Source organism: Ruegeria sp. TM1040, from assembly GCF_000014065.1.
Lineage (GTDB): Bacteria > Pseudomonadota > Alphaproteobacteria > Rhodobacterales > Rhodobacteraceae > Epibacterium.
Genome location: NC_008044.1, coordinates 3,007,427 through 3,032,696, shown reverse-complemented (window position 1 = coordinate 3,032,696; position 25,270 = coordinate 3,007,427). Strand labels below are relative to the sequence as shown.

24 protein-coding genes are annotated in these 25,270 nt (G+C 58.0%); 8 read left to right on the top strand and 16 right to left on the bottom strand.

All coding sequences use genetic code 11. The features are described 5' to 3' along the window. Positions 1–8: 8 nt before the first annotated feature. Positions 9–1,280 (bottom strand): transcription termination factor Rho, encoded by a 1,272-nt coding sequence (gene rho / locus TM1040_RS18775; protein WP_011540176.1) that lies wholly within the window; start codon positions 1,278–1,280, stop codon positions 9–11. 130 nt (positions 1,281–1,410) lie between these two features. Further along, positions 1,411–1,866: a CopD family protein gene (locus TM1040_RS18770; protein WP_011540175.1), complete on the bottom strand. Its 456-nt coding sequence runs from the start codon at positions 1,864–1,866 to the stop codon at positions 1,411–1,413. A 418-nt stretch (positions 1,867–2,284) separates the two neighbouring features. On the opposite strand from TM1040_RS18770, the gene TM1040_RS18765 reads away from it, so the two are divergent. From TM1040_RS18765 to dnaQ, 4 genes are read left to right on the top strand one after another with little or no spacing between them, the layout of a single operon-like run. Continuing rightward, positions 2,285–2,884 (top strand): Maf family protein, encoded by a 600-nt coding sequence (locus TM1040_RS18765; RefSeq protein ID WP_011540174.1) that lies wholly within the window; start codon positions 2,285–2,287, stop codon positions 2,882–2,884. Then, a complete protein-coding gene (locus TM1040_RS18760) occupies positions 2,881–3,711 on the top strand; it encodes a shikimate dehydrogenase (protein ID WP_011540173.1) in 831 nt (276 codons plus the stop codon). The genes TM1040_RS18765 and TM1040_RS18760 overlap by 4 nt, the downstream gene beginning before the upstream one ends. Next, the gene (gene coaE, locus TM1040_RS18755; protein ID WP_011540172.1) at positions 3,711–4,304 is read left to right on the top strand and encodes a dephospho-CoA kinase; all 594 of its coding nucleotides are present in this window, start codon (positions 3,711–3,713) and stop codon (positions 4,302–4,304) included. The genes TM1040_RS18760 and coaE overlap by 1 nt, the downstream gene beginning before the upstream one ends. Further along, positions 4,297–5,028 carry a DNA polymerase III subunit epsilon gene (gene dnaQ / locus TM1040_RS18750; protein WP_011540171.1) on the top strand — a complete coding sequence of 244 codons (732 nt, stop codon included), beginning with the start codon at positions 4,297–4,299 and terminating at the stop codon, positions 5,026–5,028. The genes coaE and dnaQ overlap by 8 nt, the downstream gene beginning before the upstream one ends. Before the next feature lie 59 nt (positions 5,029–5,087). Here dnaQ and secB read toward each other — a convergent pair whose 3' ends face one another. Together secB and TM1040_RS18740 are read right to left on the bottom strand one after the other, a co-directional pair. After that, the gene (secB, locus tag TM1040_RS18745) at positions 5,088–5,582 is read right to left on the bottom strand and encodes a protein-export chaperone SecB (RefSeq protein ID WP_011540170.1); all 495 of its coding nucleotides are present in this window, start codon (positions 5,580–5,582) and stop codon (positions 5,088–5,090) included. A gap of 64 nt (positions 5,583–5,646) precedes the next feature. Next, positions 5,647–6,144 carry an FxsA family protein gene (locus tag TM1040_RS18740; protein WP_011540169.1) on the bottom strand — a complete coding sequence of 166 codons (498 nt, stop codon included), beginning with the start codon at positions 6,142–6,144 and terminating at the stop codon, positions 5,647–5,649. A gap of 114 nt (positions 6,145–6,258) precedes the next feature. Between TM1040_RS18740 and TM1040_RS18735 the strand changes: the two genes are divergently transcribed. Genes TM1040_RS18735 through TM1040_RS18725 form a run of 3 tightly spaced genes read left to right on the top strand, consistent with a single transcriptional unit; the run spans position 6,259 to position 8,572 of the window. Then, positions 6,259–6,915 (top strand): Tim44/TimA family putative adaptor protein, encoded by a 657-nt coding sequence (locus tag TM1040_RS18735; protein ID WP_011540168.1) that lies wholly within the window; start codon positions 6,259–6,261, stop codon positions 6,913–6,915. After that, complete coding sequence (locus tag TM1040_RS18730; RefSeq protein WP_011540167.1) at positions 6,912–7,970, top strand: murein transglycosylase A; 1,059 nt, start codon at positions 6,912–6,914, stop codon at positions 7,968–7,970. The genes TM1040_RS18735 and TM1040_RS18730 overlap by 4 nt, the downstream gene beginning before the upstream one ends. Next, a complete protein-coding gene (locus TM1040_RS18725) occupies positions 7,970–8,572 on the top strand; it encodes a Smr/MutS family protein (RefSeq protein WP_011540166.1) in 603 nt (200 codons plus the stop codon). The genes TM1040_RS18730 and TM1040_RS18725 overlap by 1 nt, the downstream gene beginning before the upstream one ends. Before the next feature lie 7 nt (positions 8,573–8,579). Here the strand turns inward: TM1040_RS18725 and TM1040_RS18720 are convergent, their stop codons facing one another. The 4 genes from TM1040_RS18720 to hslV all read right to left on the bottom strand — a co-directional run bounded on the left by TM1040_RS18720 (position 8,580) and on the right by hslV (position 12,716). After that, the gene (locus TM1040_RS18720) at positions 8,580–9,701 is read right to left on the bottom strand and encodes an alpha/beta hydrolase (protein ID WP_011540165.1); all 1,122 of its coding nucleotides are present in this window, start codon (positions 9,699–9,701) and stop codon (positions 8,580–8,582) included. 79 nt (positions 9,702–9,780) lie between these two features. Further along, positions 9,781–11,091 carry an ATP-dependent protease ATPase subunit HslU gene (gene hslU, locus TM1040_RS18715; RefSeq protein WP_011540164.1) on the bottom strand — a complete coding sequence of 437 codons (1,311 nt, stop codon included), beginning with the start codon at positions 11,089–11,091 and terminating at the stop codon, positions 9,781–9,783. Positions 11,092–11,106: 15 nt separating this feature from the next. After that, on the bottom strand, positions 11,107–12,162 hold the full coding sequence (locus TM1040_RS18710; protein ID WP_011540163.1) for a membrane protein: 1,056 nt from the start codon (positions 12,160–12,162) through the stop codon (positions 11,107–11,109). Then, positions 12,159–12,716: an ATP-dependent protease subunit HslV gene (hslV, locus tag TM1040_RS18705; RefSeq protein WP_011540162.1), complete on the bottom strand. Its 558-nt coding sequence runs from the start codon at positions 12,714–12,716 to the stop codon at positions 12,159–12,161. Before hslV ends, TM1040_RS18710 begins: the two co-directional genes overlap by 4 nt. Positions 12,717–12,951: 235 nt before the next feature. Here hslV and TM1040_RS18700 point away from each other — a divergent pair, with 235 nt between their 5' ends. Next, positions 12,952–13,146: a DUF1127 domain-containing protein gene (locus TM1040_RS18700; protein WP_011540161.1), complete on the top strand. Its 195-nt coding sequence runs from the start codon at positions 12,952–12,954 to the stop codon at positions 13,144–13,146. Positions 13,147–13,286: 140 nt separating this feature from the next. On the opposite strand, the gene trxA is transcribed toward TM1040_RS18700, so the two are convergent. The 8 genes from trxA to regB all read right to left on the bottom strand — a co-directional run bounded on the left by trxA (position 13,287) and on the right by regB (position 25,189). After that, positions 13,287–13,607 (bottom strand): thioredoxin, encoded by a 321-nt coding sequence (trxA, locus tag TM1040_RS18695; RefSeq protein WP_005616100.1) that lies wholly within the window; start codon positions 13,605–13,607, stop codon positions 13,287–13,289. A 61-nt stretch (positions 13,608–13,668) separates the two neighbouring features. Next, a complete protein-coding gene (addA, locus tag TM1040_RS18690; RefSeq protein WP_011540160.1) occupies positions 13,669–17,034 on the bottom strand; it encodes a double-strand break repair helicase AddA in 3,366 nt (1,121 codons plus the stop codon). Continuing rightward, positions 17,031–19,964, bottom strand: coding sequence for a double-strand break repair protein AddB (addB, locus tag TM1040_RS18685; RefSeq protein WP_011540159.1), 2,934 nt, complete (start codon positions 19,962–19,964; stop codon positions 17,031–17,033). The genes addA and addB overlap by 4 nt, the downstream gene beginning before the upstream one ends. 1 nt (position 19,965) lies before the next feature. Next, the gene (locus tag TM1040_RS18680) at positions 19,966–20,646 is read right to left on the bottom strand and encodes a nucleotidyltransferase family protein (protein ID WP_011540158.1); all 681 of its coding nucleotides are present in this window, start codon (positions 20,644–20,646) and stop codon (positions 19,966–19,968) included. Beyond that, the gene (locus TM1040_RS18675) at positions 20,643–21,641 is read right to left on the bottom strand and encodes an aminoglycoside phosphotransferase family protein (protein WP_011540157.1); all 999 of its coding nucleotides are present in this window, start codon (positions 21,639–21,641) and stop codon (positions 20,643–20,645) included. Before TM1040_RS18675 ends, TM1040_RS18680 begins: the two co-directional genes overlap by 4 nt. After that, positions 21,638–22,114, bottom strand: a complete 477-nt coding sequence (gene tsaE, locus TM1040_RS18670; protein WP_011540156.1) for a tRNA (adenosine(37)-N6)-threonylcarbamoyltransferase complex ATPase subunit type 1 TsaE — start codon at positions 22,112–22,114, stop codon at positions 21,638–21,640. The genes TM1040_RS18675 and tsaE overlap by 4 nt, the downstream gene beginning before the upstream one ends. Before the next feature lie 41 nt (positions 22,115–22,155). Further along, positions 22,156–23,706 carry a PAS-domain containing protein gene (locus TM1040_RS18665; RefSeq protein ID WP_011540155.1) on the bottom strand — a complete coding sequence of 517 codons (1,551 nt, stop codon included), beginning with the start codon at positions 23,704–23,706 and terminating at the stop codon, positions 22,156–22,158. Between the two features lie 85 nt (positions 23,707–23,791). Further along, positions 23,792–25,189 carry a sensor histidine kinase RegB gene (gene regB / locus TM1040_RS18660; protein WP_011540154.1) on the bottom strand — a complete coding sequence of 466 codons (1,398 nt, stop codon included), beginning with the start codon at positions 25,187–25,189 and terminating at the stop codon, positions 23,792–23,794. Positions 25,190–25,270 lie beyond the last annotated feature (81 nt).

Here is a 25,270-nt window from a genome sequence, read left to right as displayed (position 1 = left end):
TACCCCGTTTAGGTGTTCATCGAGTCAAAAAACTCTGAGTTTGTCTTTGTTTGCTTCAACTTAGACAGCAGGAACTCAATTGCGTCGGTGGTCCCCATCGGATTCAGGATGCGACGCAACACAAAGGTTTTTGCCAGATCGCCTTTGTCGACCAGGAGGTCTTCCTTCCGCGTTCCCGACTTGAGAATGTCGATCGCAGGGAAGACCCTCTTGTCTGCAATCTTGCGATCCAGAACGATCTCAGAGTTACCCGTACCCTTGAATTCTTCAAAGATAACCTCGTCCATACGGCTGCCCGTGTCGATAAGCGCGGTCGCGATGATCGTCAAAGAGCCACCTTCTTCGATATTCCGCGCAGCCCCAAAGAAGCGCTTGGGACGTTGCAGAGCGTTTGCATCCACACCACCAGTCAGAACCTTGCCTGACGATGGAACAACCGTGTTGAAAGCACGGCCGAGACGCGTGATCGAGTCGAGCAAGATCACAACGTCACGTTTATGTTCGACCAGACGCTTGGCTTTTTCAATGACCATCTCGGAAACCGCCACGTGGCGCGCTGCGGGTTCGTCAAACGTGGAGGACACGACCTCGCCTTTGACGGAGCGCTGCATGTCGGTGACTTCTTCAGGGCGCTCGTCGATCAGAAGCACGATCAGATAGCACTCAGGGTGGTTCTGCTCGATCGAATGGGCGATGTTTTGCAGTAGAACTGTCTTACCGGTTCGCGGCGGCGCTACAATAAGCGAACGCTGGCCCTTGCCGATCGGCGAGACAAGGTCAATCACGCGTGCTGAGCGATCCTTAACCGTCGGATCCTCGATTTCCATCTGCAGACGCTCGTCCGGATAGAGCGGTGTCAGATTGTCGAATGCAATCTTGTGACGGGCCTTTTCGGGCTCTTCAAAGTTGATCTTTGTCACCGTGGTCAGCGCAAAGTAGCGCTCATTTTCCAGTGGTGCCTTGATCTGCCCCTCTACCGTATCCCCAGTGCGTAGCGAAAACTGGCGGATCATGTCAGGAGAGACATAGATATCGTCTGGACCCGGCAGATAGTTTGCTTCGGGCGAGCGCAAGAAGCCAAATCCGTCCTGCAGGACCTCGAGAACCCCGTCCCCTCCGATGTTCCAGCCTTCATCCGCGCGTTCACGCAGGATTTGGAACATCATCTCGCCTTTCCGCATAGTGGAGGCGTTTTCGATCTCCAGCTCCTCAGCCATAGCCAACAGGGCCTTCGGGCTTTGCGCCTTGAGATCAGAAAGGTTCAGAGATTGCTCGGTCATATGCACACGGCCCTTGTTCCCTCTGCGTTGAGAGGGGATCACAGTATAAAATACGGAAATAGCGGGAATCCCCGGTCGGGGCCGCTTTCTCGCTAGATAGTGGGTCTGTGGAAGTGAGTCAAACCCCGCTTCAGAACTTGAAGATCACCGAGACCACGATCACGACCATCAAGAGCGTTGGGACCTCGTTCATCAGGCGATACTGGCGGCCTGTGATGGTGTTTTTGCCCTCTTTGAAGTCCTTGTGTCGAAACATCAGCCAATGATGAAACCACGTCATTGCAAGCACCGAGGCACCCTTGGTCCAGGGCCAGACGTAAGACCAGTCCACCAAGCCCGGTGTGAACACCATAAAGAGCCCTGCGATCCACGTGACTACGCTTGCAGGCCCCATGATCACTCTGAGGAGCTTGTGTTCCATAGTGAGAAAGATCGGTGCCACATCCTTCACCTTCTCAGCTTCTTCCACGTGATACACGAACAGACGGGGAAGATAGAAAAGCCCTGCCATCCAACTGATCACTGCCATGATGTGAAGCGATTTCACGTATGGATAGAGCGTGAACATCAGATCGGTGAGATCCATGACTGGTTTCCTCAAGTACGGAGGGTCGTTGGGCCACCCTAATATAATTAATAAGTTTTATAAGGATGATGTTTTTGTAGTGCACCCCTAAACCAGTGGATTATCGAGTCATCAGTACGGTTCTGCACAACGTGGACAAAGTGGCTGCCTCATTTCCGCCTTCTTGGTGAATAACTTCTTAATAGCCTTAAAAACATAGCCGTTAAGAAATCCTTTACGAAGGTGAATCTGGGGATAACCGGAGGACAAGCTGGGAGAAGAGAAGTTATCCACTCCCCCAAAGTTATCCCAATCCCCCATGGAGGAATCGCGGAGGAATCACCCCAGAATTCGGAACTTCTCCCGCCCTTGCGTTGAGGGTGCAAAATCATACAAAACGTCCCAGAATGATCAGACGTTTTCCCATAGGGTTTTCCACATGAGTACCCACATCCTGCTCGCTTCTGGATCTGAGATCCGCGCAAAACTGCTCCGTCAGGCGGGGGTCGACTTTCGAGTAGAAGTCGCACGCGTGGATGAAGACGCCATTAAGACGGCGCTCGAAGCGGACGGGGCGTCTCCAAGAGATATAGCGGACACACTTGCCGAAGCCAAAGCCCGCAAGGTGTCGGGAAAGTTCCCTGAGGAGATGGTTCTGGGCTGCGATCAGGTGCTCGATTTTGAAGGCACGCTCCTGTCAAAACCCAAAGACAAAAACCAGGCGTTGCAGCAGTTGAAAGCGATGCGCGGAAAGCGTCATATGCTTTTGTCGGCTGCGGTGATCTATTGCGATGCCAAGCCCCTCTGGCGTCACGTTGGACAGGTGCGGCTGGTGATGCGCATGGCCAGCGATGCCTATCTGGAGAGCTATGTGGAGCGTAACTGGGAGAGCATCCGTCATGCGGTTGGAGCGTACAAACTCGAAGAAGAGGGCGTGCGGCTGTTTACAACCATTGACGGCAGCTACTTTAATGTCTTGGGTTTGCCGATGTTGGAGCTCATGAACTATCTAGGACTGCAGGGGATTATTGAACAATGACAGAGAACAGGATCCCGCTTGCTGGTGTGATTGGCTGCCCGATTGCCCATTCAAAGTCTCCTCAGTTGCACCGTCACTGGCTCAAGACTTATGGAGTCGACGGACATTACATGCCGATGCACGTGGAACCAGAGGATCTGGAGTCCGTTGTCCGCATGATGCCACGAATGGGATTTGTAGGCGCGAATGTGACAATCCCGCACAAGCAGTCGATCATGGAAATCGCCGACAAGGTGACGGATCGTGCAAAATTGATGGGCGCGGCGAACACTCTGATTTTTCACGAAGATGGCGCCATCGTTGCCGACAACACGGATGGATATGGTTTTATTACCAACCTCCATGAAGGCGCGCCAGATTGGGACGCAAAATCGGGGCCTGCGACCGTTTTTGGCGCGGGAGGTGCCAGCCGCGCCGTGATCGCATCGCTGATTGAGGCCGGCGTTCCCGAGATCCGGCTCACCAATCGAACCCGCTCCCGCGCTAAAGAAGTGGCGCAGACATTTGGGTCGAAGGTCACTGCCGTGGACTGGGTGGAGGCCGGGAATGTGATCGAGGATGCAAGTCTCGTAGTGAACACCACGTCTCTTGGAATGACAGGCCAGCGTCGTTTGCGGGTGCCACTGGATGGGTTGCACTCTGGTATTGTGGTCACGGATCTTGTCTATAACCCCCTCAAAACGGAGCTTCTGCAGGCCGCCGAAGAGGCTGGGTGTACTGTGGTTGATGGTCTGGGCATGTTGTTGCATCAGGCCGTACCGGGCTTTGAACGCTGGTTTGGTCAACGCCCTGAGGTCAACAGCGCCGCGCGTGACGCTATTCTTTGATGGTTTTTTCGCTTGGACTGACCGGATCGATCGGGATGGGCAAATCCACGACAGCTGCCCTCTTTAAGGAGGCAGGCTGTGCGGTTTGGGACGCGGATGCAGCCGTCCACGCGCTCTATGCAAAAGGCGGGGCCGCCGTCACGCCTATCGGGGATGCCTTCCCAGAGGTGACGGCAGCGGGATTCGTGGATCGCGATATCCTGAAAGAACTGATTTCATTAAATAAATCAGTCTTAAAGGTGCTCGAGGATATCGTTCATCCGCTGGTCCAGGCCGACCGGCAGAGATTTCGTATAGCTGCGGAGGCAGACATTCTCGTTTTCGACATCCCACTTTTGTTTGAAACCGGTTCTCAGGCGGAAATGGATGCGGTGGCCTGCGTGTTTGTCTCGCCCGAGATGCAGCGTCAGAGGGTTCTTGCGCGCGGGACCATGACGGAGCCGCAGTTCGAGCAGATCCTTGCAAAGCAGATGCCGATTGAGGAAAAGCTGGCGCGCAGCGACTTCAGGATCGAAACCGACACAATGGAACATGCCCGCGCGCAGGTCACAGCGGTCGTAGAGGATATCAAACGGAGAATGGCGCATGCGTGAAATCGTACTCGATACGGAAACCACAGGCTTTGACCCGTTTTCTGGCGACCGAATTGTCGAAATCGGGGCTGTGGAGCTCCTGAATCATATGCCAACCGGTGAGACATTCCACGTCTACATCAACCCGCAGCGATCGATGCCGCACGAGGCCTTTGGCGTGCATGGTATTGGTCCCGATCTGTTGGAACCACCGCAACCGCCTGCCCCCGGTCAGGTGATCCTGAAGGACAAGCCACTCTTTGCCGAGGTAGGCCAGGCGTTCCTGGACTTTGTGCGTGATTCAAAGATGGTCATTCACAATGCCAGCTTTGATATGAAGTTCCTGAACGCGGAGCTTGGGTGGATGAACCTGCCGCAGCTTCCGATGGATCAGGCTATTGATACTCTGGCCATGGCGCGCAAGCGATTTCCCGGATCTCCGGCAACGCTGGATGCGCTATGCCGACGCTTTGGGATCGACAATTCCAACCGGACGCTGCATGGCGCGCTCTTGGACTCCGAGATCCTCGCAGATGTGTACCTCGAGCTGATCGGAGGCCGGCAGCCGGATTTTGGGCTTTCAGCACAATCAAGCGGTGGACAAAACGCAGTTGATACCAATTGGCGCCCCGCGCCGCGTGAGACGCCCCTGCCCTCTCGGCTGACGGCCGAGGAAAAAGCGGCCCACGACGAGTTTGTGGGCAAACTTGGCGAGGATGCTTTGTGGGCTGTTACCTCGGAATGAAAAAGCGCCGCGATCTTTGATCGCAGCGCCAGAGCTTTAATTGACCAGAACGCGAGGGCTCAGTTGGTCACTTCGGCAGGGGCTTCTGCCTGACGACGGGCCAGCTCGTTGCGATAAATTGCAACAAAATCGATGTTGTCGAGGTTCAGCGGCGGGAAACCACCGTCGCGGCTGATGTCGGAAACAATACGACGCAGGAACGGGAACAGCATCCGCGGGCATTCGATCAGCAGGAACGGGTGAAGCTGATCCTCGGGCACGCCTGCGATGTTGAAGATGCCGACATATTCCAGCTCAAGCACAAACAGAACTTCGCCACCGGCTTTGTTCTTGGACTCGATGTTCAGCTTGGTGATGACTTCGTACTGGTTCTCGGTGCTGCGCTTTTTGGCGTCGAGAGCAACCTGCACGTTCACGTCAGGCTGCACTTCGCCCCCCACGCCTTTCTGCGCCATCACATTTTCAAAGGACAGATCGCGGATGAACTGTCCGAGGATGTTCATCTGGACTTGCGGCTGCTGAGCAGTGCCTTCGGCTGCGCCATTTTCGGCCATGGAAATCTCCTGAATTTAACGTGTCGCAGCGTGCTTATCAGCTTGGAGAGCCATGCTCAAAGTCTTATTTCGGACCTTCCACCCAACCTGATGGCCCCTCATTGCGCGGACGCGGCGTTACATCCTCGTAATCGCCGTCAATGACGTCACCCTGCGGACTTTTGCGAGGGTGTTGAGGATGCTGGCGCGGATCTTGCCCCATCTGAAAGGAGGCGACGGTCACCTTGGTTCTCAGGTAGGCAAAGGCGCGGGTCCTAAAACCGGGAACCAGAAGCAAAAAGCCGAAAGCGTCGGTAAAAAAACCAGGCGTGAGCAAAAGCGCACCGGCAAGCAGGATCATTGCGCCATGCGCGAGCGGCTCCGTCGGGTCGGAAAGACGTTCAAACGACCCACGCAGCTGTCCAAGCGCCAGCCGACCCTGGGTTTTCACCAGCCAGGTCCCCAAAAATGCCGTCAAAACGACGATCCCGAGCGTTGGCCAAAGACCAATCAGACCGCCAACCTGTATAAACAGGGCGATTTCAATGATTGGAACCAGCAGAAAAGCCAGAAAAAGTGGCATGATGGGCGTCCTCTCCTTGGGGCTGAACGGTGGACTTGGTCCCGCCTGTCACCTACATAAGAGCAGAACACGTTGGTTTCAAACCGACAGGTCCTATTGGACGATGAGGTATAAATGGAGTCGCCCTTGATTGAGCTTTTGGTCCTAGCTGGCATCGCGGTTTTTCTGATCCTGCGCCTAAAAAGCGTTCTGGGCACACGTGAAGGGTTTGAAAAGCCCCCGCTTGCCAGCAGCGAAACACGCGCCCCGCAGCGCAAGTTTGAGGTGATCGAGGGCAGCCCCGACGATGACATCATCGCGTATGTCGACGAAGGCAGCCCGCAGTCAAAGGCGCTGAGCGATATGAAACGCTCGGATTCTTCCTTCCAGGTGGCCGAGTTCGTGCAGGGTGCCCGTGGCGCCTATGAGATGATCTTGATGGGGTTCGAAACCGGTGAGCTAGACGGTATTCAGCCGTTTATTTCTGATGATATCTTCCAGAGCTTTGTTGACGCAGTGTCCGCGCGTGAAGATCAGGGGTTGACCATCGAGGCAGAATTCATCGGTGTGCGCGAGACGAGCATCATCGACGCCACCTTTGACACAGCGACCTCTACAGCAGAAATCACTGTGCGCTTTGTCGGTGAGCTGACCTCGGCCGTGCGCAACCGCGCGGGTGAAATCGTGGAAGGTGACCCCAAAGCCGTGAAGCGGCAGAAGGACACTTGGACCTTCTCGCGCCAGATGGGCACCGGCGACCCGAATTGGCTGCTGGTGGCAACGGACGCATGACGGAGACGCTTCGGCATGGACTTGGCGCGGCGTTATTAACCGCAGCCCTTTTTTCCGGCGCCGGAGCGCAATCCGAGACGGGGCCGTCTCTTCGCATACTTGAGTTCACAGAGCTCTCTGATTGGGACCTCGACAACCATGTCGAGGCCCTTCGCGTTTTTCGGGAAACCTGCATGGACATGGACGGGGCAGACTGGCAATCGCTTTGCGCCATGGCCCAGAACGCAGATGACAGCGGTGCGCGCGCGTTCTTTGAGCTGTTTTTTCGTCCGGTTCTGATCGAAGACGGAAAAGAAGGTCTGTTCACCGGCTATTTCGAACCTGAACTCAACGGAGCGCGCCAGCGAGGTGGGCGGTTCCAGTATCCGGTCTATCGGATGCCCCCAGAGGCCCGCCAGTCGTCGACCTGGTTGTCTAGACGCGACATTCTTACGTCTGGCGTCATGGACGGGCGGGGATTGGAAATCGCCTGGGTCGATGATCCGGTTGAGTTGTTTTTCCTGCAAATTCAAGGATCTGGTCGGATCAAACTCCAAGATGGATCTGTGATACGTCTTGGGTATGGCGGCGCAAACGGGCATCCCTATCGCTCAATCGGGCAGGAAATGGTCCGGCGTGGGATCTACAACCTGCATCAAGTGAGCGCAGGTGTGATCCAGAACTGGGTTCGCCGTAATCCGGGACCGGGGATGGAGCTGTTGATGCACAACCCCTCATATGTGTTCTTTCGCGAGGTGCGCAAAGTGCCCTCCAACCGGGGACCATTGGGCGCCATGAACAGATCGATCACGCCGATGCGTTCGATAGCGGTTGATCCGGCTTATACGCCGCTGGGCGCCCCCGTTTGGATCGAGAAGAATGGGCAGACCAAGATGCGGCGGCTGATGATTGCACAGGACACCGGCTCTGCCATCAAAGGCGCGCAGCGTGCCGATATTTTCTTTGGGCCCGGTGACGAGGCCGGGCGTCAGGCCGGGCAACTGCGCGATCCGGGGCGGATGATGGTGCTTATGCCCATTCAACGCGCCTATGCCATGTTGCCGGATGATCTGTGATGACCCGGCGCAAACTGACAGAAGATGAGATCGACCTTTGGCAACAGGTTGTGAAACACGCTGAACGGCTGCATGCCAACCGCGAAAAAAAGGGCGGAGACCATGCAGACCCCCCTACACCTTTGCCAAAACCCAAACCGCGACGCAGCGCGCCAGCACCCCTGCCCCAGTTCGAGGTAGGCAGCAAAGCCCGTGCGAAACTGCCCGGTCATGATCTAAAAGCCTCACCGGCGCGCAAACTCGCCACTGATCCCTTGCGGATGGATGAAAAAGCTTTTCGCCGGATGAAGCGCGGGAAGCTCAAACCCGAAGGCAAGCTTGACCTGCACGGGATGCGTATGGACTCCGCCCATGGTGCTTTGACCCGCTTTATCCTGTCGGCGCAGGCCTCGAACAAGCGGCTGGTGCTGGTGATCACTGGCAAGGGCAAGGACCGCGATGAGCCGGGTCCGATGCCAGTGCCGCGCGGAGTTCTGCGACATCAGGTACCGCAATGGCTCACCCTGCAACCTCTCGCACAGGCGGTGCTGCAGGTGACGCCTGCGCATATCAGTCATGGAGGCGAAGGCGCATATTACGTCTATTTGAGACGCACGCGCTGACGTGTCCTCAGCGCTCTTCCTGCCGTTGCTGCCTGGCGAGCATGAGTTTCCCATGGTCGGTTACGATGGTTTGAGACTGCGGTAGGATCTGTTGAAACAGCGTCGGATCAACTGGGCCGAACAGGCGACTGACGTTGCTGGCGGATCGTATGACCGCCAGCAAACTAGGCGATGTCGCCGCCACAAAATGCCCAGAGGCTGCATCCGCATTAAATGCTGTCAGGTCGATCACCTCAATGGGCCATTTCATCAGCCGCTCTGCTGATTTGATATTTCCAAGACGCTCCCCCTCGCTTGTGCCACGCAGTCGACCGGAAATATTGAGGATATGATCTTTCTCCGAGACCATCACACCAAATGGCTGCGGAACCTGTTTGAGATCCATCATCTGGCTCTCAAATACATCCACATCGAGATCGGGTGAGATCAGGATGACCCCACCGTTGAGCGTGCGGGCCGCCCAGCCGGGATTTCGCAGATCGGCCTGGCGCAACATCTCCATCGCAAGCGCGGTTCCCATGGAATGCGCTACCAGAATGATGCGCTCTGCCCCCGCCTGTTTGACGCGCCGCACGGTCTCCTCAAGCCCGTCGCGGGCAAAGAGCATGCTGTCGATGTCATAGGCATAGCCGAAAGCACGTCCACGGCTGGGCCATGAATACATCACCAGGGATCCGGGAAGTTCTACGTCATGCGCCATTTGCGCCGAGCGATAGGCGGTTTCCGGGTGCGTGCTGTTATAGCCATGCACAAAGATTGTCACCTCGCGCAGAGGCCAGTTGTTTTCCCGCTGCTCGCGCAGAAACCGGGCCCGAAGGTCACTGACACTCGCGACCGGTAGCTCTTCGGCAATTGCAAAATTCTTGTGTGGGTCCGGGTTCTTGTAGCGATAGGAGAGCTCTCCCGGGCTGTGATTTGGCGGGATGGTCACGGTCATTTCCATCATCCGCAGCTGCTCGGAGCGCCTAAAACCATAGGTGCCATCCGCTTCTTGTGCGCGGGTGGTGGTGGAGAACACGGTATAGGGTGTGCCGATTTCAACGGCCTCCGGCACAATTGGCATGAGGTCGCGATCTGCACAGGCCGAAAGCCCCAGAAAGACGCAGAGCACCAGCATGGCGTTCTTCATGTTGGCCCCTTTTTTGCGCCTCGGATGAGCCTTGCCCGGCGGTGTTGTCGGGCAAGGCATAGATATACGCGTTCCGATTTCAGAGCACGTAGCGGCTGAGATCGGTGGATTTGGTCAATTCGCCCAAATTCTTGGTCACAAAGGGCTCATCTACGATGATCTCTTCACCGGATCGATCCGGCGCAGCAAAGGACATCTCCTCAAAGACCCGCTCCATTACCGTGTAGAGACGCCGCGCGCCGATGTTCTCCACCGTGTGGTTCACTTCGGCGGCAATCTGCGCAAGGGCGTGGATCCCGTCCTTGGTGAAGGTCACTTTGACTTTTTCTGTGCCCAAGAGCGCCTCGTACTGGCGTGTCAGCGCATTGTCGGTTTCGGTCAGGATGCGCACAAAATCCTCTTCACTGAGGGCGCGCAGGTTTACGCGGATCGGCAAACGTCCTTGCAGCTCGGGCAGGAGATCAGAAGGCTTGGCGATGTGGAACGCACCGGACGCTATGAACAGGATATGGTCGGTTTTGACTGGGCCATGTTTGGTGCTGACAGTGGTGCCTTCGATCAGCGGCAGCAAGTCCCGCTGCACGCCCTCACGGCTGACGTCGCCACCACGCGCATCGGAACGGGCGCAGACCTTGTCGATCTCATCAAGGAACACGATCCCGTTCTGCTCTACTGCTTCCAATGCAGCCTTGTTTACGGTTTCATCATCCAGAAGCTTGTCCGCTTCTTCCCCGATCAACACGTCATAGCTCTCTGCAACGGTGAGCTTTTTGCGTGTGGTACGCCCGCCCATGGCTTTTCCGAAGAGATCACCGAGGTTCATCATCCCCATGTTTGCACCTGGCTGACCCGGAATTTCAAACATACCGCCCATGGGGTTGGAGGTATCGGCGATGTCCAACTCGATCACCGTGTCATCAAGCTCACCTGCCTTGAGCTTTTTGCGGAACATCTCGAGCGTGCTCTCGCGGGCATCGGTTCCGGCGATCGCTTCGAGCACACGGTCCTCGGCGGCTTTATGCGCCTTGGCTTTGACGTCCTCTCGCATGTGCTCGCGGGTTTGCACGATTGCGGTATCCACAAGATCACGCACGATTTGTTCCACGTCGCGGCCGACATAGCCAACCTCGGTGAATTTGGTAGCTTCGACCTTGATGAAAGGCGCGCGCGCCAGCTTCGCCAAGCGGCGCGAAATTTCGGTCTTGCCGACGCCAGTGGGGCCGATCATCAGGATGTTCTTTGGATGCACTTCGTCGCGCAGGTCATCCGGTAGCTGTTTGCGGCGCCAGCGATTGCGCAACGCTACAGCGACAGCGCGTTTGGCATCCTTTTGGCCAATGATGAACCGGTCGAGTTCAGAAACGATTTCGCGGGGGGTCAGATCTGTCATGTCTATCCCTTGAGGTCAGTGAGAAGGTGGCAGCCGATGAAGCGGCAGCACACCAGAAAGGAGTGAAAGCAGCGCGGCGCGGATCCGGGCCCAGAAGGCGCCAAGGATCACCAGAACCACGCCAAGCGCCAGGATGCTGATCCCGGTGCCCTCGCTGTCGAAAACCGTTGTACTCAGCGCCACGATATAGCCGATTGCGGTGATCAGGAACGATCGCCTGTCAATGACGATGGCAATGAGCGCAAAGCAGCCAAGAACCAGTGCCAGTAGCACGCCCTGATCGGATGTGAGCAGCGACAGGGCGATTGTGTTCACTAGCGCGGGAGCCGCAACCACATGTAGCCAGAACCCCTGTGCTGAGCGCCGTGTCACGCGATGAGGATCGCTCAGGTCGAAGGCCATGGCGACGGCAAAGACCAACAGACCAACCACAAGCGTAATCCAGGCAAAAGGACCATTGGCGCTCAGAAGGAAGAGATCACCGAGTTCTGTTGGCACACCGGATTGATCTGCCGCAACGATCAGCGCTACGGCAAAGAGACCGAGCGCAATCAGCGCCATGGCAAATGGCACGCGGAAGCGCCCCCAGAATACAAACAGCGCAAGTGTTGACAGCCCGAGTGCCATTGGCAGCGAAGAGTAGTCTTGCTGGGCGATCATGAAGGGCTGTGCATACTGAGCGACAAAGCCCATTGCGGCATTACCGGCAAACATGACCGATAGGGCAATGGCAGGCGCTACCATGCGACGACGGCGGATAAAATATTCGGACAGGCCCCAAAGGATTGCCGCGCCAAAAAGCGCAGCTGTGGTGGCCTGCGTGCGGTAATTGACGATCTCGGTGAACATCGAGGCGGTATTGACTGCAATCCAGCCCATCGCGAGGATCACAAGGCCGATGACTATGAAAATCTCGTTGAAACCCTTGAACAACTCAAAAGGTTCATCGCCGGGTGCCAGACCCTCGCGCGCGCCGCGGCGGCTGTCCGCGAGGGCCGACAAGGACGCGGCCTGTGCTTCGGTCAGAAGGCCAGACCCGACCGCGGCCCTGAGGTCATCGCGCGATATCATTTGCCGATGCGCTCCACCGTGAGGTTGCCGTTGGTGTAGACGCAGATGTCAGAGGCGATCGCCATTGCGTCACGGGCCACTGTTTCTGCGTCGCGGTCGCTGTCCATCATGCCGCGCGCCGCTGCCAGGGCAAAGTTGCCGCCAGACCCGATGGCGGCCACATCATGTTCTGGTTCCAACACATCGCCAGCGCCGGTGATGACATAGAGATCCTTGCCATCGGTGACGATCAGCATTGCCTCTAGTTTTTGCAGGTATTTGTCGGTGCGCCAGTCCTTGGCGAGCTCGACACTCGCGCGCTGAAGCTGTCCTGGCGTTGCCTCCAGTTTGGCTTCGAGCCGCTCAAGGAGGGTGAAGGCATCCGCCGTCGATCCGGCAAAGCCTGCCACCACGTCATATCCGCCGGGCGACAGGCGGCGCACCTTGCGGGCACTGCCCTTGATCACGGTCTGACCGAGCGAGACTTGACCGTCCCCTGCGACGACTACCTCGTCCCCTTTGCGCACCCCGATGATGGTTGTGCCATGCCAGCCGGGGAATTGATCCTCTGCCATAAAAGCCTCCGTTTCTTTGCTGACCTATATGGAAGTATCCCCCACGCGGCACAAGGGCAGGGTCGGGGATGATCCCTCGGGGAGGACGCGAGGCAAAGTTTAAATTCTGCCTAATTGCTATGCGCTGGATGCAATACGGGGCTGAAAAATGGGCAATTGTGAGACTCAGAAAGCAAACCTAAATACGCATCAACAACCGACATGAAGTCGGCTGGATCTATCAAGGAACACGATCATGGCAAACGCAAGCAACATCATTGCACCGGCCGGCTCTGTCGCAGTTCTGCGCGCAGTCGATTTCTTCTTCAACCTGCGCAGCAACTTTGCTGACTGGAACGAAGCCCGCATTACCCGCAAAGCTCTGTCGCAGCTGAGCGACGCGCAACTGGAAGACATCGGCCTGACCCGTGCCGACATCGCAGCACTGTAACGCTCGATGACATATCTGGTGAAGTAAGAGCCGTCCTGACGCAGGGCGGCTTTTCCTTTTGTGGGGTGGCTCTCCACATTCTCATGAAAAAAGGCGCCTCCCGAGGGACGCGCCTTTTCTATGTTTATCTGGGTCTCAGATCAGATGGATTCGTCGATCCAGCTCTTGAGCGCGGCCTTGGGAGCGGCGCCGGCGCGGTTGGAAACCACCTGACCATCCTTGAACACGAACAGAGCTGGAATGCCGCGCACACCCATGGCAGCAGCGGCATTCGGGTTGCTGTCGACATCAACCTTGGCGATTTTTACCTTGTCGCCATACTCGGCTGCCAGCTCTTCCAGAGCGGGGCCGATCTGTTTGCACGGGCCACACCATTCGGCCCAGAAGTCCACCACAACGGGGACATCGGAATTCTTGACTTCGGCGTCGAAGGTGGCGTCGGTAACGGCTACGGTGGACATGGATATGTCTCCTGAGAAGATTGGCAACTGGAGCGAAACCTATGGACGCTCAGACATGGCGTCAAGGTTCCAGTCGCTGGAAACCCGCCCGTTCACGGGCCTGTGTAATCAAGGTGACCGGTAGTGACATGAGCGTCGCCGTGCGCGTCCAGAGGATTGCAGTCTCGATCTGGCGATCTGGATAGATCTGGCGCAGGGCGACATCATAGGCACCCATCTGACGCAGCAGACCTTCTGGACAGGCTTCGGCGCTTTGCGGGACCACGGCGTTTGACTTGAAATCGACCGCAAGCACGCGATCCGGGGTAATTACCAGCCTGTCAATGATACCGTGCAGCCGAACTGTGCCCAGATCGGCAGAGACCGGCACCTCTGCGAGCGTACCGGGGGCAAAGATATCTGCGCAGTCATCTGAGCAAAGCACCTGGCGGGCCTCTGCCAAGAGGGCCTTCCAATCCTCATGCTGCGCAATGGCTTCGGCGCGGTTGTCCCAGTCCTCTTCTGGAAGCTTGGGCAGATGCTCCAGCAAGAGGTGCAATGCAGTGCCCCGCGCTTTGGCGTCCTCTTCGCTCAGGCCGCTGTCGCCAGGCAGAGCCTTTGCACCGCCCAGATCCTCCGAGGGACGCAGGGTGGCCGCTGGCGCGACATAGGCAGGGGCGGCGCGACGAAAGACCTCTGGCAACGTGATTTCGTCTTCTTCGGTCAAATCCGATGGCACAAAGACGGGGGCTTCCCAGTCGCCATGAGCCCAGCGTAAGCCTTCTCCGCCGGGCGCGTCATAGGGCAGGGCTCCCATGGTTTTCATGGCGGCCTCAACCCGCTGGTACCAGCTGTCACCCCCCTTATCGAGATCACCAGCCCCAGCCACGATGAGCCATTTTTCCGCGCGCGTCAGCGCCACATACAAGAGGCGGAGACGCTCGTTGGCCTGCTTTTCCTGTGCAAAGACGCGTGCGGCATCCATGGCGGGGGGCATCTGATCGCTGCTCATACGCCAGAGAGGGGTGCCGTCGACCTCCATCACCTCGGCTGCGGGGGACGGACGGCGTTTGGTGGTATCAGGCAGGATCACAATCGGTGCTTCCAACCCTTTGGATCCATGCACCGACATTACACGGATCATCGAACTTGCGGCCCCCATTTGTCGTTTGATCTCAAGATCATCGGTCTGCATCCAGACAAGGAACCCGGTGAGGCTTGGCACTTCGGTCCGTTCATAGGCCAAGGCCTGCGACAACAGCGCGTTGATCCCGTCTTCGGCCTCCGTTCCAAGGCGGCCAAGGATCTTGGCGCGCCCCAGATGACGGGTCAGGATGCGCTCAATAAGATCATAGGGCCTAAGAAAGTCTGCCTGGCGGCGTAGATCATTGAGGATTTCCATGGTCTGGGGAAATTCCTCGGAACGTGCTCGCAGCGCAGGCCAGAGGTGCATTTCACTCCGCCGATGTGCGAGGTCAAAGAGCTGCTGCTCGCTCCAGCCGAAGATCGGGGATTTCAGGGCCTCGGCAAGCGACAGGGAGTCCTCGGGCAATGCGAGAAACCGCAATAGCGCTGCAATGTCTTTGACCGCCAGTTCCGCGCCCACCTTCAGGCGGTCCGCGCCCGCAATCGGCAGGCCCGCGGCCTTGCAGGCGCGAATGATCTCGGAAAAGAGATCCGAACGTCGCTGCACAAGGATCAGGAAATCGCCTGCATGCACGGGGCGGCGCTGAAACGTACCACGCTCGGGGCCGTCTTCGGGGATCGTCACACCTTGCGCAATCATCTCTTTGATGTGATTGGCAATCCGCTCTGCAAGGATTACGGAATGGTGGCGAGGGCTGGGACGATCAACGGGATCGGTCCAATCGCGCTCTTCTTCGTCATCGGTTTTTTCCACCAAAGGCCACAGATCGACACGCCCCGGCAAATCGGACTTGAATGCCTGATGCTTGGCATCGTCGGCAAACCCCGCACGGTGTTCTCCGTCAAAGACGACATCCACAAGGCCAAGAATTGCCGCCGAGGATCGAAAGGAAAATGCGAGGCTGGCGTTTTGCAAACCTTCGCCGGTGTCCTTGAGCCTGTTCCCAAACTCCGCCTGCATGCGGTCAAAGGCGTCCGGGTCGGCGCCCTGAAAGGAATAAATCGACTGTTTCTTGTCACCGACCACAAAGATCGTGCGCTCCACATCGGCGCGCGCGCCTTCACCTGCGGTGAACTCCTGTGCGAGCTTTTCAACCACATCCCACTGCACTGGGCTTGTGTCCTGCGCTTCGTCCACAAGGATGTGGTCGATGCCGCCATCCAGACGATAGAGCACCCAGGCTGCAACCGCGGGATCATTCAAAAGATTTCGGGCTTTGACGATCAGGTCATCAAAGTCCAACCAACCACGCAGCTGTTTGCGTCGCTCGTATTCGGGCAGAAAAACCCGGGCAAAATCATGCAGAACGATGGATTTTTCCATCGCATCCAGTGCGAGCCGCTTGGGGCGGGCAGCTTCGACCCGCGCCATGAAAGGCTCAAGCTGATCCATCAGGACACCGTTGCTTTCGCGCAGTTTCTTGGTGGGAAAGCTGCCTATCTTGGCGCTGAAGGGATCTTTGGCGCTTTTGCCGGTAAGGAACACATCTTCCAGAAGGGGGAGCACATCCGGGGTGACCGCAGTGATCCGGGCAAGTTTGTCAGCGTTCTTGGTGTCCGTCGCTCCGCCCGATTTCAGCATCTCGATGGTACGCGACAGGATCTCTTCCTCATTGCCTAGGAAAACCTCGGCTTGCAGCGCGCTACGGTCATACCCGGCTGGAAGATCAAAAACCTCACCCAGTCTGTTGTGGTCCAGCGCCGGGTCGAACCCGGCTTGGCGGCGGCAGATCTCGGCCGTCAGGGTCTCAAAATCCAGGCCACCGATATGGAAGGAGGCCGCTTCTACAACATGTGCGTCCGGGCCTTGCGCCATATCCTCTGCGATCTCGGCGCGCAGCATGGCGGCCGCGCGGTCTTCCATTTCGGTAAACTGTGGGCTGACACCGGCCTCAAGCGGGAAACGGCGCAGGAGTGATGAACAAAAAGAGTGAATGGTCTGGATCTTGAGACCACCGGGAGTCTCGATCGCGCGCGCAAACAGGGTTCTGGCCTGCGCCAGCCCATCGCCTATGGCTGCGTCCTCAGCACCGAGATCCACCAATGCTGCGCGCAGTTTGGCATCGGGCAGCATCGCCCATTCCCCAAGACGTTGAAACAAGCGGTTCTGCATCTCGCTCGCCGCCGCCTTGGTATAGGTCAGGCAGAGAATATGCTGCGGCTCAACGCCGCGCAGCAACAGCCGCGCGACGCGATCCGTGAGCACCTTGGTCTTGCCCGAGCCGGCATTGGCGGCAAGCCAAGTAGAGGCATCTGGGCGGGCGGCGCGAAACTGTGCCTCTGAGGCGGCGTTGCGGCTCATGTCAAATCCTCCGGCACCGGATCCGAACTGCGATCCCATTCGCCATAGCGGGCAAGGTGATCGTAATCCCCGGCAAAATCATCCCGGTGTACCATTCGGCGGCTGCTAAAGCCTTGCTCTGCGTCGAAATACGCCTCAACCAGACTGCGCAACTCCGCCCACACCTTTGCGGGTGGCTCGTCCAGAATGGGTGCGGCAACCTCCTTCACCGGAGGCTTTAACCCGATATAGAGCGCACGCTCCACCCGCGCCGCACCATAGTCTGAAAACGCGCCCTGTTCGGCCATGGCGGTCTCGATCAGAAGCTGTTTTTCAAAGGATTTCTGCTGTTTTTCCGAAGGCGGGTCGCCCGTCTTGTAATCATACAGATGGAGCAAGCCACGCTCGTCCACATCGATCCGGTCCGCCTTGGCCGCGATTTCGAAATCAAGTGGATCAAGACGGACCTGGCCAGATTTCTCAAACCCTGATGGGCGCGCCCGCGACTGACGTTGTCGTTCACCGGTGACAAAATCTTCGGCCACTTTCTTTAGGCGGGTTAGCCAAAGCGTGCGCGCAACGGGCCAGGGCACCTCGGTTTCGAGGACGCGTCGAGCGTGGTCGATGAAGTGACGGGCCGAGAGATTTTCCGGCTGCTCTTGAGCGGATTTTATAAAGTCTTCCAAAACCTTGTGGATGATTGTGCCGCGCAGCAGTGCATCAGGTTCCTGCAGCAGCGGATCCACGGGTTTCAGGCGCAGTACATGTTTGGCGTAGATCGCATAAGGATCACGGATCAGTTTTGGAATTTCTGTCACCGTCAATCTACGGGGCCGTGCTGCAACTGGCGGGCGCGGCGAGGGGCGTGGGCTCAGAGGGGTTGGCACTGGCGCATCAAGAACGCTTGCCCAATCCAGCCAGACCTGGCCGCGCATTCGCATGGCCGACAGCGCGGCTTGTCCGCCCTGATCCGGTAGACCTCCCAGAAGGTTAGTCATACGGTTGAGCCAGCGCGACGGGACCGTGTCGGCCTCTTCGGAGCGGACAGCACGCGTGAGCCAGACTTCGGGCGCTGCGACAGCCTGCTGAAAATCATGTGCGGATAGGCCAATGCGCCGCTCTGGCAGCAAAAGGCCTGCCTCGTGGCGCAATTTACGATTGAGCCAGGGATCAGGACGCGCGGCTTCTGGCCAGCTCCCCTCGTTGAGACCACCGAGGATAACAAGATCGGCGCCTTGCACGCGGGCCTCGAGCGTGCCCCAGATCATAATGGATCCATATGGCGCATCGCGATCCCGCACCTCGCCCTGCGACAAGAGTGCGCCCAGGAGGTCTGCAAAATCGCGCGCGGTCATGTCGCCACCGTGAGGTGATTGTGCCTGCAATTCCTCAAGAACGTCGCGCGCTGCGTTCCCTGCTTTTTTGTCCCAGAGCTCGCCCGTGCCGCCGACCTGCGATCCTGCTGCGATCCCTTCGGCGGTCTCACGCAAATCTGACACCCAGTCACTCAGGGCGCGCGTGCCCGTCCGATCTCGACCGGCAAAGCTCTGCGCTAGCCAATCTGACCAACCCGGCTGCAAATCGCGCGTGCTCCCAAAGGCACTGAGGCTCTCGCAGTCCGGGAAGGGCGGTCCGTTGCGGCGCATATGGAGCTCCAGATCACGGGTGTGCAGCAAATGCAGACCTCGCTCCGCGCCGGAATGGGTGAGCGGATGCTTGAGAAGCGTGAGCAACATATCGGCCTGAAGAGGGCGACAAAACAGATCGGCCACATGTCGCAGAAACCGTCCAGGGGGCGACAATTGAAGCGGCAATCCCGCAGAATCGTCTGGCAGAATGTCCCAGCGATCCAGCGCGGCAGAGACCTGGCGTGTCAGCATGCGGTCGGGCGTGATCAGGGCTGCGGTCTGACCGTCCTCGGCTGCCTGACGCAGGCGCAAAGCGATAGCCAAGGCTTCGCTTCGGGGATTTGCGGCCTCCACCAGCGTCAGCGCCTCTGTGGCTTGGTCCAGATCTTTGAGGTAGGGGCCTTCACTCATCCAGGCATCCGTCACCGGAGCTGGGCGAAGTGCGAGAGAAATCAACCGATTGCGAGCAGGAGATTGGGGCGTTGTATCAACCCAGCGGCAAATATCCGAGGGGCGTAGATCAAGGTCGCGCATCAGTTTGTGAAACCGGTATTGCGGATGATCTTCCGCAACCAACCCATCTGTCAGGCTCTCCCAGACGGGTTCTGGCTGGTCAAAATCAAATCCCGGCAAGACGACCGCGCCCTGTGGTAGGCGAGCAATCGCCTCCATCAGAAGAAGCGTCGTGCCCCGAGACCCGGTTGAGCCTGCCAAAATGATGGGATGCGTTGGTGGCGTCTGTTCCCATTCTGCGATCAGATCCATCACAACCTGCCGCTGCCGGGCATTCACGTCGAGCGCACCTTCGTGCATGTCCACAAATTGATCCGCGATGCCGATGAAGTCCTGCGCCCGTTTCCAGTGCCCGGACATATCAGACACATCAAGCGCGCGGATCTGATCGGTGCTCACGCCTTCACTCTGCATCTCGTCGATCAATTCGGCCAGGCTGTCGGAAAGATCGTAAAGCGAGGCGCGAGCAGCCAAATCGGGCTGCGCATCCAGTAGCTTTGCGATCAACTGCGAAAGCTCCAGACGGCGGCGCAGCGGAGGCAGTGCAGGTGGCAGGCCACGTAGATTTGCTTCTTTGTTCAATCCCGACAGGAGCGAGATGCGAGGCAAGAGACGCGCTGGTCCTGCGTCAAACAACTGCCGCACGCGGCGTTGCATGCGTTCCGTGTTGAGGATCAACTCGACCCGTGCCAACTCTTCCGGGAGGGCATCGGCAAAACGGGCAGTGAGTCCGTCATAAAGTGCGCGTGGGAAATCTACACCACAAGGGACCGCAAACAGCCTGGGTTTGGTTTGAGACGGATCAAACATCTTATTCTGCAATCATTTCTTCAGCCAACTTGAGCCCTTCAGGGCGGCCAACGTCACACCAGTGGCCCGGATATTCCACGGCGGTTGCTCGGCCCTCTGGAATCAGCTGATCCCATATCGCATTGAGAGAAAAGGCGCTTTCTGACACCCGATCCAATGTGTCGAGCGATATGATCTGTGCACCGGTATAGACCATATCTCCGCCGCGTCGGATACAACCCCGCGAGTCTGTTGAAAAATCACCCGAACCCAAGCGTCCAACGGCACGCGCGGTCGGCACACACAGCAACAGTGCATCCATGTCTGCCGGGCGCCATGCGTCGCGGAGCACGCTGAGCGGGTTTGGTCCGCGCCATGCGACATCCGGGTTCAACGTATAGCTGACGGAGGCATCAAGCAGCGCGCGCGCCAGTTTGAGCCCGCCTCCAGTGTCGAGAATCTCCTTGTCCTCATGACTGATGAGCACATCACGGCCCTCAAGGTGACGCTCGAGAACCTCAGCCTTGTAATGCGTGTTGATTACCACCCGTTCGGGATTGAGCGCGTGTGCCAGTGTCAGCGCATGATCTATCAGCGGGCGTCCGCAAAGGTCGATCATAGGCTTGGGCTTATCGGCCGTAAGCGCCCCCATGCGGGTCCCAAAACCGGCGGCAAAGATCATAACGACATTGGGAGCGGTCATGCGCGGAGCCTTTCTAGGACCTCGGGCGCCGGTGCGGGCAGGGCATTCAGGATCTCTTCTGCCGCGCTCGCAAGGGCAGGGTGGGCCAACCCGCGTTCAAAATGCGCCCAGACCCGGGGCACGAACTCGATGTAGTGACGCTTGCCAAAGCGTTGCGATAGCCGCGCAAAAATCCCGAGAATGCGCATGTTCCTCTGCACTGCGATGACCGCGTAGGCGCTGCGAAAATGGCTCTCATCGACGCCTGTGGCTTGAATATAGTGGTCTATCATCTGTGCTTCGACTTGGGCAGGAACATCGCGGCGCGCATCCTGCAAAAGTGAGACGAGATCATAGGCACGGTGGCCGAGTTTGGCATCCTGGAAATCGATCACTCCGACGCGAGCGAGGCCTTCGCGCTCCGGCAACCACAGCAGGTTTTGGGCGTGAAAGTCGCGGTGGACAAAGACCATGTCGCCCTCAAGTTGCGCGCTCAGGATTTGCGCAAACCGGTGTTCAAATCGCTTCCGATTGTCTTCTGCCGCATCTCCGAGGATTGCATAGCGATACTCGCTGAAAGCAAGGCGGGTCATCTCGCTCAGGGTCTCTGGGTCAAGTCGCGCCAGCTCCGGAGTTTGCGCGTCGTGCAGATGTATCAGCAGATCTACAGCAGCGCGATAGAGCGGCATTTCCTGCGCCGGGTCGTTGTTAATGACCTCCGTAAACAAGGCGTCGCCCAGGTCCTCAATCAACAGCAAGCCCCTCGCGTGTTCCTCGGCATAAATCTCTGGAGCGGAGATATCGAGATTGCGCAGGTATTGGGCGAGATCCACAAACGGTTGCGTGTCGCCGCCTTCCTCTGGGGACCAGTCCATCAAGACCGCCTTGGCCCCAGTTGGAGAGCGCAGCCGCTGGTAGCGACGGCTGGAGGCATCTCCGGCCAGTGGGGTGCGGTTCCAGTCCGCATAGCCATGGGTGGCCAGAAAATCTCTGATTTCGTCCTCGCGAGATGTCATGGCGCAATTCCTTCCAGTCGCGCGTCCCAAGAGGCGTCAGTCCACATGAGTTCGGCCATCCGGGCGTCGTCATGGTCCTCGTCTAAAGAGAGCTCCATTGTCAGTGCTGACGCGGGGCGCAGATCTTCGAGTTTCTCGGGCCATTCAATCAGGCAGATCGCGTCCTCAAATGCCGCCAAAAGCCCTAGCTCCTCGACCTCATCTACATGCGAGAGCCGGTAGAGATCGGCATGCCAAAGCTCTCCTGTGGCGACATTGTAGACTTGCACCAGCGTGAACGTAGGGGAGGGGACGTCTTCTGGCACCTCCATCAGAGATTGGATCAGGCTGCGGGCGAAATGCGTTTTTCCGGCGCCGATTGGGCCCTGGAGCAAGACAACATCGCCCGGAACGAGGATCCGGGCGATGTGTCGAGCCAATTCTGTGGTTGCGTCGCTGCTGGGCAGCCTGAAAGTCGCAGAGCGTTGTGTCATGGCGCCACAATGACGTTCAGCGCGAGGCTCCGCAAGCGGGTTCAGCTATCCTTGAGGACGGCGAAACGCTCTTGTTCTGGCGGCGCCAGCGGCAGGTCGATCTGCTGGAAACGGACCATAACGGAGCCGTTCTGGAGCGACTGCACGCGGCAGAGCAACTGCTCACCGTTGCGCATGTCCACGCGAGACCACCAATCAGAACGATCACTGGTGCCACCGGCTACAAAGTCGCGCACTTCACCCCAGGTTGGGGTTGGTCCCGAGAGCTCCTGCCAGGTGCGGCAGGCATCGGTGATGGTGATTTTGGCAAAGCTTGCGTCGGGGTCGGTTTTCCACATCGTGTGGTAGGCGGTGTTGGAATAGACCATGCTACCGTCGGCGCCGAAGACCGCAAAGGCGTCGTCGATATGATCGAGGATCGACTGGCCTAACTCCAGTTCAGAGCGGAACTGACGGGTCAGAGTGATTTCGGCGGTGATGTCTTCAAACAGAAAGGCGATGGCCCCATCAGGATGTGGACGGCCAGAGACCGAATAGACCGACCCGGAGGGCAAAGACCATGTTTCCTGATAGCGGCCCTCGGCGGCAGCCTCCAGGAGATCCGCCATCTGGTGACGCCAGCTCGAGTAGTTCTTTGGTTCCGGCATCATGCGTTGGTCGCGCAGGCGGTCAAAGAAGGACATCATGTTGGGGCGCGAGCTCAGAAAACTCGCCGGCAGGGCGGTGAGGTCGATCAAGACGGGGTTGAACAGGACCAGTTGGCGGTTGCGGTCAAAGATCGCAAGGCCGATGGAAAGCTGCGCAAAGGTTTTTGCCAGCGTCTGCACAAAGTTGCGTTGCGCGATCTCAGCATCCACCACGGCGTTGACGTCCATGGCATGACAGAGCCAACCGGCTTCGGTCTCGGTGGTGGAGACATTATACCAGAGCTTCTTGTCGGTTTCCGGCAGCTCGATGGAGATCCGTTCCGCGCGACCGCTGTTCATCGGCGCGTCGAGGTTTGGAAACAGAGGTGCAGAGGTATCATTGCCGCGGCCACGGATTTTCTGGTTCAGACGATCGTAGGCAAGGTTGGTCCAGGTGACGCGGGCATCATCGGATTGCAGCCAAACGGGGTAGGGGGCCTGATGCACGGCTGCACGCAGGGTGGTCAGTTCCTGATCATCGCCGACGTGGCCGATGTCCGAGGCGGCGCGGCGCAGCTGAATACGGGTAACGCCGTCGATCCATTCGCAATGGGCCTCGCGGTTGTCTGCCTCTGCAGTGCCAGATAGTGTCAGGGAGCCGACATCGCGCAGGAAACCGGGTGACTGCGGTAGGCCCGGGTAGGAGCGCGACAGCTTGTCCCGCAGCTTGCCCCAACTGAAATCTTCGGCATTGTCATCGAGGAACTTGCGCGCGCCCGATGACCAGGCAATCAGCGTCTGGTCGTCAAATAGGAAAACCGCATCCGTGCGGCCATCGGCGATCAGCAATTCGTGCTCCATCCCCTTGGCCTCGGCCTTGGGGTTCAGAAACCAGACCGCAACCGCTGCGCTGGCGATGCAGAGGGTCACCAGAATGAACCACTCGACGGACATCAATTCTTGCATGGACACAGCCTCGCTATTTCTCCTTGCGTTGAGTTTCCATGACAATGGTTAAGTGAAGTTTAACTGGTTTCCCAAAAGTGAATAGTTAAAACTGTATCGGAATATTTTCTCCGGTCGGCACAGGGGTGTCACCGCTTACGGCATCGATCTTGCGCCGGGGCCATGTCACGATCACCAGAGCGCCCCTTTGTGCCGGCGAGAGGTCCGGCGACATGGCGACATCACGACCGTTCAGGAATTTCAGCCGTGCCCCTGTGCGCTCCAGCAGGGTCTTGGCGATAAACAGGCCAAGCCCCATGCCTTCGTACTCCGGGCGGTTGCCGCGCTCTGCGTGGGGGGCGCGGCGGCGCATGAAAGGGTCCCCCAAACGCCCGATCAAATGTCCCGGGAACCCGTTGCCATCATCGCTGATCCGCACGGTGATGGTCTCTGCGCTCCAGTGCAGTTCGATCCAGACTTTTGACTGCGCAAAATCAACGGCGTTTTGTACGAGGTTGCGCAGCCCGTGAATGATCTCGGGTTTGCGCAGAACACTTGGCTGGTTCAGAGCGTCACCCTCGGCGGGGTGCTCGCTCAGTCGGATTTCCTTGCCACGCTCAAAATGTGGTTCGGCCGCTTCATGTACCAGTGCTGACAGAGGCGTCTGGCGCAGGTGCAGGTCATCCTTGCCTGCCCGTCCCATGCTGCGCAGGATATCGCGGCAGCGGTCGGCCTGTTCGCGGATGAGGCGCGCGTCGTCTTGTAGTTCCGGATTTTGGTCCAGCTCTTCGATAAGTTCTGAACTCGTTAGCTTAATAGTGGCCAAAGGGGTGCCCAACTCATGCGCGGCGGCGGCAACGACTCCACCGAGGTCTGTCAGTTTCTGCTCGCGAGAGAGTGCCAGCTGCGTCGCGGCAAGCGCATCGGACATGGAGCGAATTTCTGCACTGATGCGATAGGAATAGGCCCCCATGAACAGGATCGCGATGACCAAAGCACACCAGTGACCAAACACAAAAAGCACGGGCATCTTCAGGATTTCACCTGCGGCTGTTTGAAGCGGCACATGCCACGGAACCAATAGCGTCACGAGAATGACGGCGCTTGTCCCGATAATCAGCGTCGAGCGCAATCGCATCACCGAGGCGGAAACGGTCACAGGCCCCAGCACCAGAAGGGCAAATGGATTGTTGAGCCCTCCGGTCATGTACAGCAGAAAGCACAGCTGCAGCAGATCAAAGAGAACCATCAGGAAGTTTTGAAATTCCGTCAGACGCTTGTTTTCAGGAAAAACGATCCATGCCACCAGGTTGGCCAGGGCGGAAACGCCGATTGCAAGATAGCAAGGCCAGAGCGAAAGCTGCAGGTCATATTGGGTCTGGGCAACACCAATTGCGGTGGCCTGGCCAATGATTGCAACCCAGCGCAAAACGATCAGAGTACGCAGGCGCACCCAATGGCTGCGTTTCTGGCCGCTCATCAACCCAAGGGTGGTCTCGCTCATGTGACGTTTGCTCCCGTTGCATCACCGGTAATTGTTGATAGGTCTAGCGCCAACCGGGATCAACAGAGGTGCGACTTCCCT